Annotated in this window: 12 protein-coding genes and 1 pseudogene; 7 read left to right on the plus strand and 6 right to left on the minus strand. The window is 50.8% G+C overall.

Features of this window, described 5'->3' with window-relative positions:
• A pseudogene (locus tag M0R47_RS19695) lies at positions 1-73 on the minus strand (hydrolase); the annotation flags it as partial.
• Positions 57-1016, minus strand: a complete 960-nt coding sequence (gene rluC, locus M0R47_RS19700) for a 23S rRNA pseudouridine(955/2504/2580) synthase RluC (protein ID WP_292558037.1) — start codon at positions 1014-1016, stop codon at positions 57-59. The pseudogene M0R47_RS19695 and the gene rluC, both read right to left, overlap by 17 nt.
• A gap of 494 nt (positions 1017-1510) precedes the next feature.
• On the opposite strand from rluC, the gene M0R47_RS19705 reads away from it, so the two are divergent.
• Positions 1511-3943 (plus strand): Rne/Rng family ribonuclease, encoded by a 2433-nt coding sequence (locus M0R47_RS19705; RefSeq protein ID WP_292558039.1) that lies wholly within the window; start codon positions 1511-1513, stop codon positions 3941-3943.
• Positions 3944-4031: 88 nt separating this feature from the next.
• On the opposite strand, the gene dnaE is transcribed toward M0R47_RS19705, so the two are convergent.
• Positions 4032-7526 carry a DNA polymerase III subunit alpha gene (dnaE, locus tag M0R47_RS19710; protein ID WP_292558041.1) on the minus strand — a complete coding sequence of 1165 codons (3495 nt, stop codon included), beginning with the start codon at positions 7524-7526 and terminating at the stop codon, positions 4032-4034.
• A 393-nt stretch (positions 7527-7919) separates the two neighbouring features.
• Here dnaE and M0R47_RS19715 point away from each other — a divergent pair, with 393 nt between their 5' ends.
• A complete protein-coding gene (locus tag M0R47_RS19715; RefSeq protein WP_292558043.1) occupies positions 7920-8363 on the plus strand; it encodes a host attachment protein in 444 nt (147 codons plus the stop codon).
• A 52-nt stretch (positions 8364-8415) separates the two neighbouring features.
• Positions 8416-11079, plus strand: a complete 2664-nt coding sequence (locus M0R47_RS19720; RefSeq protein ID WP_292558045.1) for a PAS domain S-box protein — start codon at positions 8416-8418, stop codon at positions 11077-11079.
• 324 nt (positions 11080-11403) lie between these two features.
• On the opposite strand, the gene M0R47_RS19725 is transcribed toward M0R47_RS19720, so the two are convergent.
• Positions 11404-12210, minus strand: a complete 807-nt coding sequence (locus M0R47_RS19725; RefSeq protein WP_292558047.1) for a Crp/Fnr family transcriptional regulator — start codon at positions 12208-12210, stop codon at positions 11404-11406.
• Between the two features lie 715 nt (positions 12211-12925).
• On the opposite strand from M0R47_RS19725, the gene M0R47_RS19730 reads away from it, so the two are divergent.
• The 4 genes from M0R47_RS19730 to M0R47_RS19745 all read left to right on the plus strand — a co-directional run bounded on the left by M0R47_RS19730 (position 12926) and on the right by M0R47_RS19745 (position 14652).
• A complete protein-coding gene (locus tag M0R47_RS19730) occupies positions 12926-13312 on the plus strand; it encodes a DUF4398 domain-containing protein (RefSeq protein ID WP_292558049.1) in 387 nt (128 codons plus the stop codon).
• A 9-nt stretch (positions 13313-13321) separates the two neighbouring features.
• Positions 13322-13771, plus strand: coding sequence for a DUF4398 domain-containing protein (locus tag M0R47_RS19735; protein WP_292558051.1), 450 nt, complete (start codon positions 13322-13324; stop codon positions 13769-13771).
• Between the two features lie 362 nt (positions 13772-14133).
• Positions 14134-14277 carry a hypothetical protein gene (locus M0R47_RS19740; RefSeq protein WP_292558053.1) on the plus strand — a complete coding sequence of 48 codons (144 nt, stop codon included), beginning with the start codon at positions 14134-14136 and terminating at the stop codon, positions 14275-14277.
• A 228-nt stretch (positions 14278-14505) separates the two neighbouring features.
• On the plus strand, positions 14506-14652 hold the full coding sequence (locus M0R47_RS19745) for a lmo0937 family membrane protein (protein WP_292558055.1): 147 nt from the start codon (positions 14506-14508) through the stop codon (positions 14650-14652).
• A gap of 814 nt (positions 14653-15466) precedes the next feature.
• Here the strand turns inward: M0R47_RS19745 and M0R47_RS19750 are convergent.
• Together M0R47_RS19750 and M0R47_RS19755 are read right to left on the minus strand one after the other, a co-directional pair.
• The gene (locus tag M0R47_RS19750) at positions 15467-17230 is read right to left on the minus strand and encodes a thiamine pyrophosphate-requiring protein (RefSeq protein ID WP_292558057.1); all 1764 of its coding nucleotides are present in this window, start codon (positions 17228-17230) and stop codon (positions 15467-15469) included.
• The gene (locus M0R47_RS19755) at positions 17227-17412 is read right to left on the minus strand and encodes a hypothetical protein (RefSeq protein ID WP_292558059.1); all 186 of its coding nucleotides are present in this window, start codon (positions 17410-17412) and stop codon (positions 17227-17229) included. The genes M0R47_RS19750 and M0R47_RS19755 overlap by 4 nt, the downstream gene beginning before the upstream one ends.
• Positions 17413-17577 lie beyond the last annotated feature (165 nt).

Genomic DNA, 17577 nt, shown 5'->3' on the forward strand with positions numbered 1-17577 from the left:
GTGCGATCCAGTCTATCGAGTCGATCAGGGTGCCGTCCCAATCGAATATGATTAAATCAAACCTGTTCTTCATGTTTTAACAAATCTTCCAATTGTTGCGGCAATGGCGCCAGAATGGTTAGCTGCACGCCGGTAACCGGGTGCTGAAACTTCAACTTTTCCGCATGCAGGAACATTCGCTTATAGCCTCGGGTTTTAAATTTGCGGTTGATTTCATCCAGTCCATAACGCTCGTCGCCGACGATCGGATGCCCAAGACTGGCGGCGTGAACGCGGATTTGATGGGTGCGTCCGGTCTTGGGCGAAGCCTCAACCAACGTCGAATCGTTAAATAACTTCAAGCGCCGAAACAGCGTCTCCGCCTCTTTGCCGGATTGGCTGATCACAACCATACGCTCACCGCCTTTGCTGACATTTTTTAGCAAGGGCGCGTTGACTATCAATTTTTTCCTGGCCCATTGCCCGGCCAGCAAGGCCAGATAAGTCTTGTGGATGTCATCGTCGCGAAACAGCTCATGCAAGAGTTTCAAAGTGCTACGTTTTTTAGCAATCATCAGGCAGCCGGAGGTATCTTTGTCGAGTCGATGCACCAACTCTAAAAAGCGCGCCTCGGGTCTTAGCAAGCGCAACCCTTCAATAATGCCGGAACTGACGCCACTGCCGCCATGCACGGCATAACCGGCCGGTTTATTGACGATCAAAAAGCCCTCGTCTTCAAATAAAATCCCCTGCTGCAATGCCGCTTGCAAACCCTGAGGCACATACGATTCTTCGCTGCGTTCGGCCACTCTGACCGGAGGAATTCTGACGATATCGCCTGTAGCCAGACGGTATTTGACATCGACGCGGCCTTTATTGACCCTTACCTCGCCTTTACGGACGATCCGGTAAATTCGGCTTTTAGGCACGCCCTTTAAGCGGGCAATTAAAAAGTTGTCCAATCGTTGATCGCAATTCTCTTCGGTAATTTCTATCAGTTGAACTTTGGGGGTTACGGTTTTTTCTTCACTATTCATAGTGTAAATAATACCAGCATCTGCTTATGATTGATTCTTTAAATTGATGTATAGTAATAAGGTTGCTATATTAAGTAAGTTTTTAATATAAAAAAACATGCTTTTGCTCTGCTGTTTTCGCTAACGAGACTGCCTTGAGCACTACTCGATGATGATTAAAACGGCGCTGGATCACCAGGCTGACTCATCATTGTAAGATTTTCGGGTTCATCGTTCGACCCTAGACGAACGATTTATAACTCCTGTTTAAGACGGAATTTACAACCAAGACTGAAAAAGAATATTTATTTGCTTAGACTCTGCCCGTGCAGCTATCCCTGATCTTCGCCTAAGTAAAGAGCGGGATACCAATAACAACACGCAGAAACGGAACACAAAACCGTAAAAACTAAGATATGTAGAAGTGCTTTAGTAGCCCTACACAAACACGATGACCCAAACCAGTCTGTTCAGTAAAATCTGGCCATGGAGCAGGACACAACAAGGAATATTGAATGAAAAGAATGCTTATCAACGCTACGCAGCCTGAAGAACTGCGAGTCGCTTTGGTAGACGGTCAAAAACTATATGATTTTGACATAGAAGTACCTTCGAAAGAACAAAAAAAGTCAAACATTTACAAAGGGATAGTAACCCATGTAGAACCCAGCTTAGAAGCCGCCTTTGTAAACTACGGCGCTGAAAAACACGGCTTTTTACCTTTCAAAGAAATCTCTCCGCTCTACCGTCAACTACAAGATGGCGTCGAAAACGATGGCCGTCGCCCTGCCATCAAAGACCTGATTAAAGAAGGCCAGGAAATCGTTGTTCAGATTGAAAAAGAAGAACGCGGCAATAAAGGCGCAGCTTTAACCACCTATATCAGTTTGGCCGGCACCTATCTGGTGTTGATGCCCAACAACCCTAAAGCCGGCGGTATTTCGCGGCGCATAGAAGGCGACACCCGTAGCGACCTGCGCGAAGTGATGGCGGCGCTTGAGATTCCTGAAAGCATGGGACTCATTGTTAGAACGGCCGGATGCGGCAAAAACGTTGAAGAATTGCAATGGGACTTGAATTATTTGCTGCAACTCTGGGAAGCCATAGAACGCTCTGCCGAAGAGCACGCGGCGCCGTTCCTGGTCTTTCAGGAAAGTAACGTTATCATCAGGGCTTTGCGCGACCATTTGCGCGGCAATATTGACGAGATTCTGATCGACAGCGAAGACGCCTTCAAACTGGTGCAAAATTTCTTGAAGCAAGTCATGCCGCACTTTTTGCCCAAGGCAAAACTGTATCAGGATGCCGTTCCCCTGTTTAACCGTTACCAGATTGAATCCCAAATTGAAGTGGCTTACGGTCGTGAAGTTTCACTGCCGTCAGGCGGCTCGATCGTCATCGACCACACCGAAGCGTTGACCTCGATCGACATCAACTCCGCACGCGCCACCAAAGGCAGCGACATTGAAGAAACCGCGCTGAATACCAACCTGGAAGCGGCCGATGAAATTGCCCGCCAACTAAGGCTGCGCGATTTGGGCGGCCTGTTTGTTATCGACTTCATTGACATGATGTCTAACAAGAACCAGAAAGCCGTTGAAAATCATCTGCGCGACGCGCTTAAAATCGACCGCGCCCGCATTCAGACCAGCCGCATTTCGCGTTTCGGCCTGCTGGAAATGTCCAGGCAAAGAATGCGTCCTTCGTTGGGCGACTCGACTCAACTGCCCTGCCCGCGCTGCAAAGGCCAAGGCACGATTCGCAATGTAGAATCGGTCGCACTTTCCGTACTGCGCATTCTCGAAGAAGAAGCGATGAAAAAAGGCACGGAAAAAGTGATTGCCCACTTGCCCATCGAGTGCGCGACCTTTCTGTTAAACGAAAAACGCAGCGCCATTGAGCAGATTGAAAACAGGCTGAAAGTCGGCATCGTGATCCTGCCCAGCAAGCATTTAGAAACACCAGCCTACGACATTGAACGCATCAAGGAAAAAGAGGCTGGCGAGAACGGCAAAGCCAGCTACTTACAGATCAAAGCGGAAGACATCACTATTCCTGAATTTGCCCAGCAGGTAAAACCGAGCGCAACAAAAGCGGCAGTCAAGGAATTCCTGCATGACTCTCCTGCGCCGGTACAAAACAAAAGCGAATCAGCCAGCCTGATTCAACGCTTCTGGCATAAACTGGTAGGTTCCAGCGCAACGCCAAATGCAACGGCAGTGCAGACCACTGAAAGAACCAGGCCGACTGACGAGGGCCAACAGGCCAAAAGCAGAGACAACAGACAAGGTCAGGGACAAAACCAGGAAAGAGGACGCGGCCGCGGCCGCGGCCGTGGCCGTGGACGCGGCCAAAACGGTCATAAAGAGCAAGTTCAAACACTGGAACAAGGACAAGGACAAGCACCAAAACCAAAACCGGAACAAAATGCAGAGTCGCCTCGTCAAAACCGCCCTCCACGCGGCCAAGGCAGAAACGTAAAGCGCAACCTAGAACCGGGCAATATACCCGCAACGAAAACCGAAGAAGTTAAGAGTGAAGCGGTCGAAGCTGTTGAGGTTATTTCAACTGCGCCGGAAGCAATTACTACTGCGGTTGCCGGAGAACGCGAACACCCCAAAAGAAACAATGCCAGAAGAGGGCCGAATCGTAGAAGACCGCGCAACCCGAACTACAAAAAACCTGAAACGGAAGGCGATTCAAATAATTCGCATGAAGCAACTGGCGTAAGCAATGATGAATCGCGCCCAGCCCCCCGTTCTTATGACAATGACTTTGCGGAAAGAACAGAGCGCCCGGAGCCTCAGGCTGATAATTCCAGCCAGGCCAACCCTGTAAGCCATCAGGATTCGGAAGCTAGAAAACCGGCTACTCCCGCTGAACCAGCGCCAAAGCCAGTTGAAGCGGCACCAAAACCAGTTGAAGCGGTAAGACAAGAAACGGAATAACTGATCGCATCAGCTTAAAATCTTTCGCCGCGAAGACACGAGGAAGCTAAAACTTCGTGTCTTCGCGGCGAATTACTTTTAAATGCTTCTACCTATACTTAACCTCTACAGCATCCTTTCCCAATAACATTCTCAACCGCGCCACCAATTCATCGGTGGGATGGACGCGCCACTCATCACCCAGTTGTAGATCGGCTTTCGCAACCTTTGATGTATAACCGATACCCACCGGACAGCCGCCGCCCTTAAAAGGCTCCAGAACCGCAATCAACTTCGTCACAAAACCAAGGTATTCAGGCTCATCGTCTGCCGCACTCCACACCAGCCGGATGCTCCTGGCAAAAACTTCCCTAGCCTGCTCCATGTTATAGAGCTTTTCGACCGTTAAGCGTAACGTTCCCAAGTAATCGTCAACACCCACTGCCCCTTCGGCAATCAACAGACTGTCGCGAGAGAAAATACCCCGATATTTTTCATAAACCTCACCAAAAGCCGCAATTTCAAGCCTGCCGGTTCGGTCATCAATCGTTGCAAAGCCCATGGTCTTACCGCTCTTGGTCTGGCGGGTGCGCACCTCAACGACTAAACCGGCTGTTCGGGCTTCCATTTTCCTGCTTTTGGATCGCTCCACATTGGACAGCAGCGATTCTATGGTTCCGTTGGTAAACTGCCTTAACTCGGCCTCGTATTGGTTTATCGGATGCCCGGTTAAAAACAAACCCAGAACCAGCTTTTCAGCAGCCAGCCGTTCATTTTCCGACCAAGGCTCAACCACAGTGGCATAAGCATGGGCATCGTCGATATTTTCGACATTAACAGCCAGGCCGAACAAATCGTTCTGGCCGGTTTGCGCATTCTTGCCGTGCTGTTCGGCGACTTTTAATGCAGTCGGCAATTCTGCCAAATGACCGGCCCGGTTATCGTCGAACTCATCGAAAGCTCCGGCGCGTATCAAGGCTTCCAGCACTCGCCGGTTGAATTTGCGCAAATCCACCCGCTTGCATAAATCGTACAGACCGGAAAACGGCCCGTTCGCTTCCCGCTCGACCAGCATTTCTTCAATGGCCGCCTCGCCTACTCCTTTTAGCGCACCCAAGCCATAGACGATCTGGCCTTCGTCATTAACCGTGAACTTGTATTTGGAAACATTGATGGTCGGCGGAAGAATGTCCAGCTTCATCTGCCGACATTCTTCGATCAAGATCACCACCTTATCGGTGTTATCCATATCGGCGGACATCACCGCAGCCATGAACTCGGGCTGATAATGGGCTTTCAGCCAGGCAGTTTGATAGGCGACCAGCGCATAAGCGGCGGAATGCGATTTATTGAAACCGTAACCGGCGAATTTCTCCATCAAGTCGAACACGTAAGTGGCGGTTTCTGCCTCGACCTGATTTTGCACCGAGCCGGACATGAATTTATCCCGCTCCTTGGCCATTTCCTCCGGCTTTTTCTTGCCCATCGCCCGGCGCAGCATATCCGCGCCGCCCAAGGTGTACAGCGCCATTTCACGGGCGATTTGCATCACCTGCTCCTGGTACAAAATAACGCCGTTGGTCGGTTTTAAAATCGGTTCCAGCAACGGATGCGCGTACGAGGCTTGGGCCCCGTGCTTGACGTTGATGTAGTCGTCCACCATGCCCGATTCCAAAGGCCCCGGACGGAACAGCGCCACCAGCGCGATAATGTCGTCGAAACAGTCGGGCTTGAGCTTTTTGATCAGCTCTTTCATACCGCGCGATTCCAGCTGGAACACGGCCGTGGTCTGGGCGGCGGTTAGCAGTTTGTAGGAAGCCGGATCATCCCTGGGAATGGTCGTTATATCGACAGGCGGTTTGCCCAGTTTTTGTTGCTTGGCGTTAATGTCCTGCAAGGCCCAGTCGATAATGGTCAACGTACGCAGTCCCAAAAAGTCGAACTTGACCAGACCGACCGCTTCCACGTCATCCTTGTCGAACTGGGTGACCAGGTTATTGCCGTCCTGATCGCAATACAGCGGCGTAAAATCGGTCAGCTTGGTCGGCGAAATCACCACGCCCCCGGCATGTTTACCGGCGTTTCTGGACGTACCTTCCAGCGACAGCGCCATATCGATCAGCGCCTTGACTTCCTCCTCGGTGTCATAAAGCTGCTTCAGCTCGGGGCTGTCGCTTAGCGCTTTAGTCAGCGTCATGCCGATTTCAAACGGGATCAGCTTGGCCAGCCGATCGACGAAACCGTACCCGAAACCCAGCACCCGGCCGACATCGCGGATAACCGCTTTGGCCGCCATCGAACCGTAGGTGATGATCTGCGCGACATGATCCCGGCCGTAATTGCGGGCGACGTAATCGATCACCTCATCCCGGCGATCCATGCAAAAGTCCACGTCGAAGTCGGGCATCGAAACCCGCTCGGGATTCAAAAACCGCTCAAACAGCAGGTCGAATTCGATAGGGTCAAGATCGGTAATTTTAAGCGCATAAGCCACCAACGAACCCGCACCCGAACCCCGCCCAGGACCTACCGGAATTAAATTGTTTTTCGCCCACTGGATAAAGTCGGCAACAATCATGAAATAGCCGGGGAAACCCATCTGGGTAATCATTTTCAGCTCAAAATCCAGGCGTTCGTAATAAACGCGCCGGTTTTCCTCGTCCGTCCCCTTGCCCACCGCCGGATGATGCTGCAAACGCTCTTCCAGGCCTTTCATCGACTCCTCGGCCATAAACTCGCCCAGATTCATGCCTTCGGGCACCGGAAAATCCGGCAAGAAATTTTTGCCCAGTGTCAGTTTCAAATTGCAGCGTTTGGCAATTTCTACGGTGTTTTCCAGCGCCTCGGGTATATCGGCAAACAGCGCTTGCATCTCCTCGACGCTGCGTAAATATTGCTGGTCGGTGTAATCCTTGGGACGGCGGGTATCGTCCAACACCCGTCCCTGATTAATGCAGACCCGCACTTCATGCGCGGCAAAGTCCCGTTGATGGACAAAACGCACATCGTTGGTCGCTACCACCGGCAAGCCGGTCGCCAAAGCCAGCTCGACGGCGGCGGCGATATAACGCTCCTCATCCGGCTTGCCGACCCGCTGCAATTCCAGGTAAAAGCTTTGCTCGAACAGTCCGCCCCAAAACTCGGCCAACCGTTTGGCCGCATCATGGTTTTCGGCCAGCAGCGCCTTGCCTATCTCCCCGCTCATCGCCCCGGACAACGCAATCAGGCCGTTATGGTTAGCCACTATCCACTCCTGCCGGAGCATCGGCACGCCTTGATGCTGGCCTTCCTGATAGGCTTTTGAGATCAACTCGGTCAACGCGATGTAACCGGCGTGATTATTGACCAGCAAGGTCAAGCGGTACGGCGTTGCGGGATCGTCGGGATTAAAGATCAACACATCGGCGCCGGCTATTGCCTTGATGCCCTGCCCTAGCGACGCTTTATAGAACTTGACCAAGGAGAACAAGTTGGCGTGCTCGGTAATCGCAATGGCCGGCATGTTTAACTCGGCCAAGCGCTTGACCAGAGGCTTGATTTTGACGATCCCGTCTACCAGGGAAAATTCGGTGTGGAGTCTTAAATGGACAAATGCCGGCTGCATCGGATTAGAAAGTTGATTCGCTACTTGATGATGTGTGAGCGGCCTATTTTACCCTGTCTGAACAATTTAGTCTGACCTAGTAATCAGTCAATCTTGTTTTTGCCTGCTGATAATTTAACGGTGGGAGCGGCTTCGCCTAAAGCGCCTACTTTTGGTAGCCGCGATTGTCGCGGCTAAAGCCGCTCCCACCATAGCCTTCTCACTCGACATGATAAATTTGACTGAGTTACTAGAGGCCAACTATTAAAACACTCCCTGCACACCTTGTAGTCCTAGTATTACTACTTATTGATTCAGAACTGTAACCCCTCTATTCTAAAAACTCGCAGCAGTATGAAACACCATGTTTTTTGCAAGCAGCGTTTAAACAAAATCGCCACAGAGGGAAGAATCATGAAACTAACCTGGATACTTGTAGCTGATACCACTCGCGCCCGCATTTTTACTGCTGACACCCCTTCTTCTCCTTTAGAGGAAATCGAAGATTTATCCCATTCGAAAAGCCGTCTGCATGACCGGGAAATAACCTCCGACCTGCCGGGAAAGATCAAAAGCGTCGGCGGAGGCGGACACGCTTATGAGCAACCTACCGATCCCAAGAAATACGAGGCCGAGGCTTTTGCGCATACTATTGCCCAGTATCTGGAAGATGCCCACAACGCAAACCGGTTTGAACAACTGCTAATCGTTGCCGGCCCCACTTTTCTCGGCTTGCTGCGCAGCAATCTGCCGGAACAGATTAAAAAAACGGTTCGTTTCGAACTCGACAAAGAAATCACTACCTTAAGTGCCGCCGATATCCGTCAGCACCTGCCCCAATATTTGCCGAATCTTTGACCGGAATCCTTTAATCAATTTTGGACTAATGTCTGGCAACCCGCATTAGTCCATGGAAAGAGCTAAATTAGAGGTTCACATTAAACATTTTTTCAGCAATGCCTATATAGCCTCAATGTTGGGGATTGCGGCTATCTTGTTTCTTCTTAAATATCTCCAATTTATTTTCGTGAGCTCGTCACCGCTATTGCTGTTTTTAGTCGTGATTGCTTTTGCTTCCTGGTGCGGGGGATACAAAGCCGGGCTTTTCGCTACAGTGTTAAGCACAGCGGCAAGCGATTATTTTTTAGTCGAGCCTTACGGCTCGCTTTACATTGCCCATACCGCGGAAATGCTACGCCTCGTGTTTTTGACCGGCATAGGCGCCATATTTAGCTTGTTCATTGCACGCTTACACGATCAGGAAAAACGGGCCTTAAATACGGCCTTGGAACGGGAGAATCAGCTTAAGCAGGAGATCGCCGAGCGCAATCGGACGCAAGCGGAGCGGGATTTATATATCCTGCTCGCCAAAAGCAGCACCGAGTTCATCGGCATGTGCGATACGGAAGGCATGCCCTTTTTCATCAACGATGCCGGACTGCGCCTGGTAGGCATTGATAGTTTCGAACAGGCCCTTAAAACTCCCGTCAAGGAATTCTTTTTCCCCGAAGATCAAGGATTCATCATGAACGAGCTTTTTCCTGCGGCGTTACAAAACGGCCGTGGCGAGATCGAAATCCGCTTCCGCCATTTTAAAACCGGGGAAGCGATTTGGATGATCTATAACGTGTTCACGTTGAAGAACGCAAACGGCAAAATCAGCGGCTTGGGCACAGTGAGTGTCAACATCACCGAACGCAAACGGGCCGAGAAGGCTTTGCGAGAAAGCCAGCGGGACCTGAACCGCGCCCAGGAAGTCGCCCATATCGGCAGTTGGCGCCTGGACGTCCACAATAATCTCTTGAAATGGTCTGATGAAAAATTTCGAATTTTTGGCCTACCTAAAGGCGCCCCGATAACGTATCAGTCCTTTCTTGAACTTGTCCACCCTGCCGACCGGGAGTTGGTCAAAACTACGTGGAAAGACGCCCTGACCGGCAAGCCCTACAATATCGAACACCGGATTATCGTAGACCGGAAGGTCAAATGGGTGCGCGAGTTGGCTGAGCTGGAATTTGACGAGCAGGGAATACTGCTCGACGCTTTCGGAACCACTGACGACATTACCGACATCAAAAGCAGCCAGGAGGCATTGCAACATGAACGGGCCTTCCTCAGGCAAGTCATCGATGCGGTGCCCAGCGTGATTTTTGTCAGAGACCGGGAGGGGCGATTTCTTTTAGGGAATGAGGCTTTGGCCCAATCCTACGGCACTAGCACTGAAAGTTTGGTCGGTCTGACAGAGAAGAACTTCAATCCCAACACCGATGAAGTGGCTTACTTCTATCGAAATGACCTCGATGTGATAAACACCGGCAACTCCAAAGTTATCCCGGAAGTCAAAGTCACCCATGCCGATGGCTCTGTACATTGGTATAACACAGTCAAGATTCCGCTGATCGATGACGATAAGTGCGACAAAGTGCTCGTTGTCGCGACCGACATTACCGATCGCAAGCGCGCCGCAGAAGCACTGCGCTTGGCGGATCGCCGTAAAGATGAATTTCTGGCGATGCTGGCCCACGAACTGCGCAATCCGCTGGCCCCCATTCGTAATGCCGTGCAACTGCTGAAAATACAGGAGGTGATTGATCCTAAGCTGGCATGGAGTTATCAGGTCATTGACCGGCAAGTGACGCATATGGTGCATCTGCTTGACGACTTGCTGGATGTCGCCCGCATCATGCAAGGCAAAATCAGGCTGGAGGTCGAGCGTTTCGAGCTTAACGACATTATCAATAATGCGCTAGAAACCAGCCGTCCGCTGATTGAGTCGCGTAGGCAGGAGCTGATTATTTCCCAATCTGCTCCGCCGCAGTGGCTGCTAGGCGATCGCGTCAGGCTGGCGCAAGTGCTGTCTAATTTACTCAACAACGCCGCCAAGTACACCCATGAAGGAGGTAAAATCATGCTAAATATAATGCAAGAAGATTCCGATGCCGTCATCGAGGTCAAGGACACCGGTATCGGCATCGCCCCTGACATTCTGCCTCATGTATTCGATCTCTTCTCTCAGGCTGACCATACTTTGGCTCATTCTCAGGGTGGACTGGGGATTGGCTTGACGCTGGTGCATCAACTGGTAGAAGCCCACGGCGGCAAGGTCACCGCAACGAGCGGAGGCATTGGCCAAGGCAGTACATTTACGGTACGACTGCCCATATCGCCGGGAGAATCGCCTACCGCCAAATCCGCGCTAAAAAAATGTGAATCACCGACGCCTAAATTTCGCATTCTGATTGTGGATGACTATGCCGATGCGGCCGAAAGCCTGATGATGCTGTTGCAGGCAAAAGGGCATGAAGTCGAAACAGCCGATTGCGGCATGAAAGCCATAGAGAAGGCCCAGGTTTTCCGTCCGCAAGTTGTGCTTCTTGATATCGGTCTTCCCGATATAGATGGTTATGAGACCGCCAAGCAACTGCGCGCATTGCCGGAAACCAAGGATGCGACCTTGATCGCCTTAACCGGCTACGCGCAGTCTGAAAACCAGGGACATTCGGCAGGATTTAATCATCACTTGCTCAAGCCGTTGAATTTTGATGAGTTATCATCCTTACTAGCAGAGTTATAAAGCCATTATCGATCAATTGCTGTTATTAGCTGATAAGGCTCCTGCCCAATAGTTATTCACAAAACCTGTGGATAACTCTGTGGATTGATTGTTCTATTCATCTCTTAGCTGCGGTTTTTATTGGTGTTTTGTTAAATTGTACAAAAACACAACAAAACAATTACTTTACATTATCAACAACTTACAGTTACCTACCCTGTCTTTTACGGTTCATTCAAAAGCAACGCTAAGTGACTGATTGTTGTTGTGTGTAAATACTATTGAATCAATACTATTCCAATGAACTGCCGGCACACCTTGAATGCGACTTCAGGCTTATCCCGTCTATTCACGAAAGCTGTTTGATGAATGGCTTTTAACAAGTTCGCATTTTTGTACGGGAAAATGTGTTGCCGATGAAATAGGTTGGGTAGAAGGAAGTAGGCGATCGGCTTCCGCTTTAATCACTTGATAGCACTCGCAGGCCCGCTCCTCCAGTCCCTTTCGATCAAGGACAGTGATGCGGCCACGGCGGCAATTAATCAAATGCGCTTGCTGCAATTTTCCGGCGGCCTCTGTGATACCCTCACGGCGCACGCCGAGCATATTAGCAATCAATTCCTGGGTCGTGATCAACTCGTTCGAATGGAGCCGGTCGAGGCTTAGCAACAGCCAGCGGCAGAGTTGCTGGTCCACGAAGTGATGCCTGTTACAGGCCGCCGTCTGCGCTATTTGAGTGAGCAGCGTCTGAGTATATCGCAGCAACAAATCATGCAGTGCTCCATTACGATAGCCCCCAAAGCGGTTGAACTCCTGCATAAGCAGAGCCGCGCGTAGACGATAGGCCTGGCCCGCGCTACGCACGACGGCCCGGTTAGGCATGGTGCCTCCGCCCATGAACAGGGAAACGCCAATCATCCCGTCATCGCCGACTACGGCAATTTCGGCCGGCGCGCCGCTCTCCATCACGTAAACCAGTGAAACAATGCAAGTGGTTGGAAAATAAGCATACCGTACCTCGTCCCCTGACTCGTAAAGAACATCGCCCAGCGGCATTTCAATCAGTTCTAAATGGGGGAAAAAGTGTTCATATTTCGATACAGCCAGAGAGTTGAGAAGGTGGTTTTGCCAAGGGCTATTCGGATCAGTCATAAGCAACACCATATTTGCGAGTTAAAATCGGTCATCTCTATTAACCTAAATAATCGGTTGATTTTGTATGAGTAACCGTCAGGATAGATAGTTACTCATCTTCTATCAATAAGTGCCATTACCTAGCAACTGAAGCTACTATTGGGCGAAACACCGCTAAATTTTATTTAAATCTCGAATGATTTTTTGATTGCCCAAGAACTCTGTCAGAAAGAAAAAATAGGCATTAAAAAACCCTGCAAGGCGCAGCATTGCTGAATGCGGATCATTTAAGCAATCGTCACGGCGTGCATTTTCATTCGCTGTTTCAAATCATCGGCAACGCTTTGTGTGGGCTACCGAACTGACAACACCCCCTATTTTAGTCAAGACCTTTTTCTGCATGAAATAACAAAAAATGACTTCCGGTAAAACAGATCCTTACCCCGATAACGATGCTGCAACATCAATCTACGTAAACACGCTAATTAACAACCACAAAAAACACGGCTAATCTAAAGCCAAATATAGAGCACGGCTACCGCTAAAACGCATGAGCGGTGCACGTAACCTTTGAAGGGCGACGGTATCTGGAGGCATTTTTATCGTTGCTGTTTCCTGGAACCGGAACTTAATAACTTATCCCGATTTCGGCAAGAAAGTTGGAGATCGTTGCCGCCACAATAGCTATGTATTGCGATAGTTGCGCTCGACATTTAACTCAAAGGATAAAATCATGAACAAACTTTGCCACCTCAGACGCTATCCAATGGTGCGCAGCCTTGGCGTAGCCGTTGCAATCATTCTAAGCGGTTGCGCAAATATTCCGGCGCCTACGGCACAGATGGCCGTTTCCAAGACAGCAGTTAGCGATGCCATCAATGCGGGAAGCAATGAATTTGCGCCGCAACAGCTCCAGATTGCGATGGCGAAGATGAATGCCGCCGAACGGGCCATGACCGACGAAGATTATTTACTCGCCTGGCAATTGGCGGAACAAGCACAGGTCGATGCGCAACTCGCCGCATTGTCGGCGCGTTCAGCCAGGGCGCAAAAGACCGCATACAAGTTGCAGGAAGATAACCGCGCACTGCAACAAGAAATCGAACGCAACGCCCAATAGGAATTGATCATGCAAAATAATCTCTATTTTCCCATGGCCCTGCTCGCCGCCGTGATTGGTTCCGGTTGCGGTTCGATGCCGCAGAACTCACCTCTCGCAGAAGCACAAAACAGTTACGACAGTGCAAGAGCCAACCCCAAGGTTACCCGTCTGGCCGCGCTTGAATTGAAGATTGCCGGCGAATATCTGAACAAGGCGGATCACGCCTTCTGCGAACATGCCAGCGACGACTTCGTCGACCATCTGGCCTACCTGGCCAAACAGCAAGTAGCCATCGCAGAAGAAACCGCCGCCTGGAAAATGGCTGAAGTACTCGTCAAAACTGCGGCTCTTAAACGCAATCTGTCCCGCCGCTTGGCGAAAAAAGCGGCGGGCGCTGCTAAGCGGCGAATGCTGATTCGGCAGCAAACCGTTGAACGGCAGGCGACCAAATTAGCGGTTGCCGGCGTCACCCCATAGCACGATCAAGCCCAAAGCGCCGCTTGAACAAGGCGGTGCGCTCCGCTTGCAAAAGCCGACCGGTTTTCTCAATCGCTACCTCCGATACAAGTTGCCGTTTTAAGGCCGCACCGGCAACAACTGATACCCGATTCCCGGCTTCCGGAAAAAACTCCCCCGTATTTTGTTGCTAATTAAAATTGGGAATGCTTTGAGAATCAACCGAACATTTAGACTTAATCTGTATCTGTTTGTGCATATGTTTGTTACCGCACCGACCAAGCTCAGCTTTGCATATACCCTTTTAGTGGACGGTAAAGAATATTGTTTTACGCTTTGGTCATACCACCCAGTCACGCCTAATTAACCATAAGGAGACACTCATGAACAAAGATCAAGTAAAAAATCGAGTCGAAGAAGCCAAAAATAAAGCCAAGGAAGCCACTGGGATAATATTGGATCGCAAAGGGCACACCGATAGAAGAAAAAGCCCTAAAGAACGTAAACAAGACAGAAGGAGTTGGTGATTTAAGGAAAGCCCACTAAACGCGCACTGCTGAATTGTGCCGTTGCATCAAGGGTAGACCGACACTGCACGGCAGCAACAAAGCATCGTCAATTATTTTCTCGCGAGAGATGAACATCAAACTTGCCGACCTATGAACACGTACCGCGTTGTCCTTCGGCCGTTGCCTATGTTTGTCTTTAATTTTATCGCCGCTATTTAACGGCCTCTTTCTGATGGAGAATTACTCATGCTTGAAACCTTAGCGATCGTTTTAATTATTCTATGGATAATGGGCTTAGTGTCCTCGTACACCTTGGGCGGATTCATTCACGTTCTCCTGGTTATCGCAATCATTGTAATTTTGCTGCGAGTCATTCAAGGTAGAGGCGTTTAACGGCATCAGGGTATGCGTGTACGGCAAATACGGACTGATGCCGGAGCGATAAGAACCGGCCGTTTGCTTTTAATTTTGGCGAACAGAAAGGGCTGGCGGCTGAATATCCCTTGGCTAGTCACTATTGCTTTGCAGGTCGGCAAGCCAACATAGATTTCGCGGCGTTTGTGACGGCTCGCCAAAAAATGGCTTTGCGGCCGACTCCCGCACCGGCGCCGGTGAGGACGACTTTCCCTTTCCTGCCTGCGTTGCTGTTTCCTTTCAAGTTCCGGTTGTTCATGAAGAAATCTCCCAACTTGAATCTATTCTGACAGTCAGGTTTTTTGTTTTTGCAATACAACGTACGCATCGCGCACGAGGCTGTGAAAATATTCGTTTTAGAAAACATTAAAGAATTCACCACGAAGACACGAAGGACACGAAGAAATAAAACTTCGTGTCCTTCGTGTCTTCGTGGTGAAAAATGTTTTTAACCTAATTTGAATAATACTTTCACAGCCTCGTACCTTTATCGAGCGTAATAATTGGAAATGGTACGCGATGCGTACCCTACGCTCATTGCCGCCTGTGCCGCTAGAATCGTTGCGCTGTTGCGCGGCCGACTCCCGCGCCGGTGATGACGACTTTCCCTTTCCTGCCTGCGTTGCTGTTTCCTTTCAAGTTCCGGTTGTTCATGAAGAAATCTCCCAACTTGAATCTACTCTGACAGTCAGGTTTTTTATTTCCACAACTCAACGTAGGGTACGCATCGCGTACCTTTATCGAGCGTGATAATTGGAAATGGTACGCGATGCGTACCCTACGCTCTGTGCAGCTAGGTAAAGAGCTGTTTAAAAGATGCCTTGATAATAGCCGCCGAATCCGGATCGCCCTGCAATATCGCCGAGGTATAAGCTCTCGCCTGATCGAAAGTGATATGCGGCGGCAGCGGCGGCACATTCGGGTCGGTGTAGACTTCCAGCACCATCGGCCTGTCAGCACTGAGCGCGCGGTCCCAGGCTTCGGCGAGTTGTTCCGGCCGATCGATGCACAAGCCTTGCAAGCCGATCATTTCCGCAAACCGCGCATAAGGAAAATTAGGTAAATCTTGCGAGGCTTCAAACTTCGGATCGCCTACCATCGCGCGCTGCTCCCAGGTTACCTGATTCAAATCCCGGTTGTTCAGGACCATGACTACCAAACGCGGATCGCTCCAGCGCTGCCAATATTTGCCGATGGTGATCAGTTCATTGATGCCGTTCATTTGCATCGCGCCATCGCCAACCAGGGCGATGGCCACCCGTTCGGGATAGGCGAATTTGGCGGCAATCGCATAAGGCACAGCCGGTCCCATTGTAGCCAGACCGCCCGATAACGACGCCATCATGCCCGAGCGGATTTTCAGGTCGCGCGCATACCAGTTGGCCGCCGAGCCGGAATCGCAGCTGATAATGCAATTGTCGGGCAGGCGCGGAGAAAGCTCCCAAAACACGCGTTGAGGATTGACCGGTTCAGCCGCTTCCATGGCTCTTTCCTCCAAAGTTTTCCACCACTCGGCCACTTGTTTTTTAATGGTATGCTGCCAGCTGCGGTCTTCCTTTTTGTCCAGCAACGGAATCAGGGACTTTAAAGTTTGAGCGCTATCGCCGATCAGGTTCACTTCCATCGGATAGCGGATGCCGAGCATGCGGCCATTGATGTCGATTTGCACGCCGCGCGCCTGCCCTTCTTCCGGCAAGAACTCGGAATACGGAAAGCCCGATCCGACCATCAGCAAGGTATCGCAATTCATCATCATCTCATAGCTGGGTTTGGTGCCCAGCAAGCCGATAGAACCAGTCACAAACGGGATATCATCGGGTACCGCCGCTTTACCGAGCAAAGCCTTGGCAATGCCGGCGCCGAGCAGCTCGGCGACTTCCAGCACCTCGGCCGTGGCATGCAGCGCCCCGGCACCGATCAGCATGGCGACTTTATCGCCCGCGTTAAGCACCTCGGCCGCACGCTGTAAATCTTCGCTATGCGGCACCGTGCGAGGCGCCTGGTAGCCTATCCCTGAATGCAGGGTGCCATGCTCGTGGGGCGGCGTCTCCTCCTCCATTTCCTGAATATCGTTAGGTACGATAATGCAGCACACGGTGCGTTCGGATTGGGCAATGCGCATCGCGCGGTCGATCAAATGGCGCATTTGCGCCGGGGTAGTTGCCATATGCACATATTCGTGCGCCACATCTTTAAATAAGGAGACGAGATCGACTTCTTGTAGAAAATTGCCGCCCAGTGCGGCCCGCTTTTGTTGCCCGACGATAGCGACAACCGGCTGATGGTCGAGTTTTGCGTCATACAAGCCGTTCAGCAAATGGATCGCGCCGGGGCCGGAAGTCGCCACGCAAACGCCGACTTCGCCGGTAAACTTGGCATGCGCACAAGCCATAAAAGCCGCGATCTCTTCATGACGTACCTGAATAAACTCAAGCTTGTCGGAGCCACGGTTTAACGCCCCCATAATGCCGTTAATGCCGTCCCCCGGATAACCGAAGATACGTTTTACCCCCCAGTCGGATAAACGCTGCACCAGAAAATCGCTAACGGTGTTCATAGCGAATCCTCTTCTTGCTCGAATTGGCAGTCCAGATGTCCGCAGACGCACGGGCCGCCGTTCGATTTTTTCTCGCAGCTAACGCTACAGTATTTATCGTCCGGCTTTACTTTGCAGTTACAGGCCGGATTAGCGCAATAGATTGGATCTTGATCCGTCAGGTTGCTTTCTACAGTTGCCATGATCTCCTCCTCGGAAAACCGCTTAATAACTGATGTTACCCACAGGATGTACATCTCCCGTTTGCCGCGCCGAGCACCGGAGCTTTTGCCGAGAATGGCCCGTGAGGGGTGCGGCAGGGAGGCCGCACGTTGGCAGAGGGGCAGGAGCCCCTTCTGCCGACCCTC

The organism is Methylobacter sp. (assembly GCF_023227905.1).
In the GTDB taxonomy this organism is placed as follows: domain Bacteria; phylum Pseudomonadota; class Gammaproteobacteria; order Methylococcales; family Methylomonadaceae; genus Methylobacter_A.